General features: G+C 69.3%; 3 protein-coding genes. 2 read left to right on the forward strand and 1 reads right to left on the reverse strand.

Going from position 1 to position 3,023, the window contains the following annotated elements:
- Window positions 1-98: 98 nt before the first annotated feature.
- Complete coding sequence (locus tag MJ797_RS05085; protein WP_239332319.1) at window positions 99-1,328, reverse strand: acetyl-CoA C-acetyltransferase; 1,230 nt, start codon at window positions 1,326-1,328, stop codon at window positions 99-101.
- 295 nt (window positions 1,329-1,623) lie between these two features.
- Between MJ797_RS05085 and MJ797_RS05090 the strand changes: the two genes are divergently transcribed.
- Window positions 1,624-2,445 (forward strand): enoyl-CoA hydratase/isomerase family protein, encoded by an 822-nt coding sequence (locus MJ797_RS05090; protein ID WP_239310081.1) that lies wholly within the window; start codon window positions 1,624-1,626, stop codon window positions 2,443-2,445.
- Window positions 2,446-2,553: 108 nt separating this feature from the next.
- Window positions 2,554-3,015 carry a MaoC family dehydratase gene (locus MJ797_RS05095; protein ID WP_374581471.1) on the forward strand — a complete coding sequence of 154 codons (462 nt, stop codon included), beginning with the start codon at window positions 2,554-2,556 and terminating at the stop codon, window positions 3,013-3,015.
- The last annotated feature ends 8 nt before the right edge of the window (window positions 3,016-3,023 follow it).

The raw sequence follows: 3,023 nt of genomic DNA on the forward strand, positions 1-3,023 counted from the left end.
CCCCCACGAGGAGCCAGCACCCGATGATCGGCCGTGGCGTCCCGAGAGGGGTGCCACGGCCGGTCCGATGACGCGCTCCCGGGCGTGCCCGGCAGGGGTCAGATCCGCTCCACGATCGTCGCCGTGCCCATGCCGCCGCCGGTGCACATCGTTACCAGGCCGACGGTGCTGTCCCGCCGCTCAAGCTCGTCCAGCACGGTCTGGATGAGCATCGGGCCAGACGCTCCGATCGGATGGCCCAGCGCGATCGCCCCACCGTTGACGTTGACCCGGTCCGGGTCAAGATCAAGATCGCGGATGGTCTTCAACGGGACCGCGGCAAAGGCTTCGTTGATCTCCCAGAGATCGATGTCGGCCACGGTCATGCCTGCCTTGGCCAGGCAACGCAGGCTGGCCGGGCCGGGGGCGGTCAACATGATCACAGGATCGGCGCCCGCCACCGCGGTCATCCGGACGCGCGCTCGCGGGGTCAGCCCGTGGGCGCGGGCGTAGTCGGGCGAGGCAAGCACGATCGCCGACGCGCCGTCGACGACGCCGCTGGAGTTACCCGCGTGGTGCACATGCTGGATCTCGCCAGCCTGGGGGTAGACCTCGCGGCACATGTCGTCGAAGGAACGGTCGAAGCCCGGCTGCACCTGGGTCGCCAGCTGCTCGAACGACGCCGGCAGCTTCGCGAGCGTGGCCACCGTCGTACTGGGGCGGGGGAACTCGTCGTGGTCGAGGGCGAGCGTGCCGTCGAGATGCCTGATCGGCACGACCGAGCCGTCGAAGCGGCCCTCGGCCACGGCCTTGGCGCATCGCTCCTGGCTCTGGGCTGCGAAGGTGTCCACGTCCTCGCGGGTGAAGCCCTCCAGCGTCGCGATGAGGTCGGCGCTGACGCCCTGCGGGACCATCGGGTACAGCTCCCGCAGATGAGCGTTGCCCGCGTCGAGCGTCACCACGCCCTCGGCCACCGGCCAGCGTGACATCGACTCGACGCCGCAGCCGACAACGAGATCCTGGTGACCGGACAGGATGCCCATCGCCGCCCAGCTGACCGCCTGCTGGCCGGATCCGCAGTACCGGTTGAGGCTCGAGCCGGGTGTCTCGACCGGCCAGCCGGCCGCCAGCAACGCGAGCCGACCGATGTCGGCGCCATGTTCCCCGGTCTGCATCCCGTTGCCGGCGACCACGTCCTCGACCTCGAGCGGGTCGAAGCCGACGCGGTCACGCAGGGCGTTGAGAACCTGCGCCAGCACCTCCTGCGGGTGCAGCGGGTGCAGCGACCCGGTCACCTTGCCCCGGCCACGTGGTGACCGTACTCCATCGATGATCCACGCCTCGCGCACAGCAAGCCTCCGATAATATTGGAATATTTATATAAACGATGCCATGAGCGACACCGAGGCGCGACAGTCCAGCCAGGGCGCTTACCCGCCACCACCACGGGCGCCGCGGACCCCGCCGGGCTCGTCAGCCTCGTCGTCACAGGCCTCGACGTGCGACACTTAATCAGTAAGCGTATTAATCGATTCGTCGAGTAGCGTGCTTCGGAACCAGACGTCCCGACCAGCCGTCATCGACGAGACGACCACAGCTGATCCCCCTGCCGCGGGCCGCGGCGCGACAACGCTGGAGTCACGTGTGAGCGACCGATACGACGACTTCCCGACGCTGCGTTTCGAGCGACCCGCGCTCGGCGTTCTGCGCATCGTGCTCGACGCACCCAATCTCAACGCGGTCAGCCCCCGCATGCACCGCGACCTCGCCGAGGTCTGGCCGGTCATCGACCGCGACCCCGAGACCCGTGTCGTGCTCGTCCAGGGCGAGGGCAAGGGGTTCTCCGCCGGCGGCACCTTCGACCTGCTCCAGGAGATGGCCGACAGCCCCGGGGTCCGCACCAGGGTCCTGCACGAGGCGCGCGCCATGGTCCTCGGCGTGCTCAACCTGTCCAAGCCGGTGGTCTCGGCCATGCACGGCCCGGCCGTCGGCGCGGGTCTCGCCGTCGGCATGATGGCCGACATCTCGGTGGTCGGGCGCCACGCGACCATCGTCGACGGCCACACCCGCCTCGGTGTCGCGGCCGGCGACCACGCCGTGCTGTGCTGGCCGCTGCTGTGCGGGATGGCCAAGGCCAAGTACTACCTGCTCACCTGCGAACGCCTCACCGGCGAGGAGGCCGAGCGCATCGGGCTGGTCTCGCTGGCGGTGGACGACGACCAGGTCCACGCCCGCGGCCTCGAGGTGGCGACGTCACTCGCGACCGGCTCGTCCGACGCGCTGCGCGCTACCAAGTCCTCCCTCAACCACTGGTACCAGTTGCAGCTGCCCGCGTTCGAAGCCTCGCTCGCGCACGAGTTCTACGGCTTTGCGAGCCCGTCCGCGCAGGAGGGGATCGCCGCCATCCGGGAGAAACGCCGGCCGGACTTCATCGCCGTCGAGGCGCGGCACCGCGCCGACATCTGACCGACCGCCGGCCGTCCGACGAGGAGTTCAACCGTGACCGAAACCGCAGCGACCGACACCGCCGCCCCCGCGTCGAAGAGCGGCGATGTGCCACTGCTGGCGCCTGGGATGACCTGGGAGGAGATGCTCCCGGGAACGGCGTTCCGCACCTCGGCCAGGAGCATCACCGAATCCGACCTCATGACATTCATCCAATGGGCCGGCTTCAACGAACCACTGTTCGTTGATGCCACCCACGCCGCGGCCGGGGGGTATACCGGCCGGCTGGTACCGGGGGCCTTCGTGTACTGCATCGCGGAGGGACTGGTGCTCCAGACCAACGCGCTGCACGGCACGGGCCTGGCGTTCCTGTCGATGGACCTGGCGGTCAAGGGCCCCACCTACGTCGGCGACACGCTGCACGCGATCGTCGAGACCCTGTCGGCTCGCCCGACCAGCAAGCCCGGACGCGGCATCGTGGCCAGCCGTGTAACGGTACGCAACCAACATGGCAAGGACGTCATGGTCTTCACGCCGACCCGCATGATCCGCGGGCGCGACTTCGCCGAGACCGACGGCGCCGGCCACTGATCGCCTGA

Source organism: Protofrankia sp. CiP3 (assembly GCF_917627345.1).
Classification (GTDB): domain Bacteria; phylum Actinomycetota; class Actinomycetes; order Frankiales; family Frankiaceae; genus Protofrankia.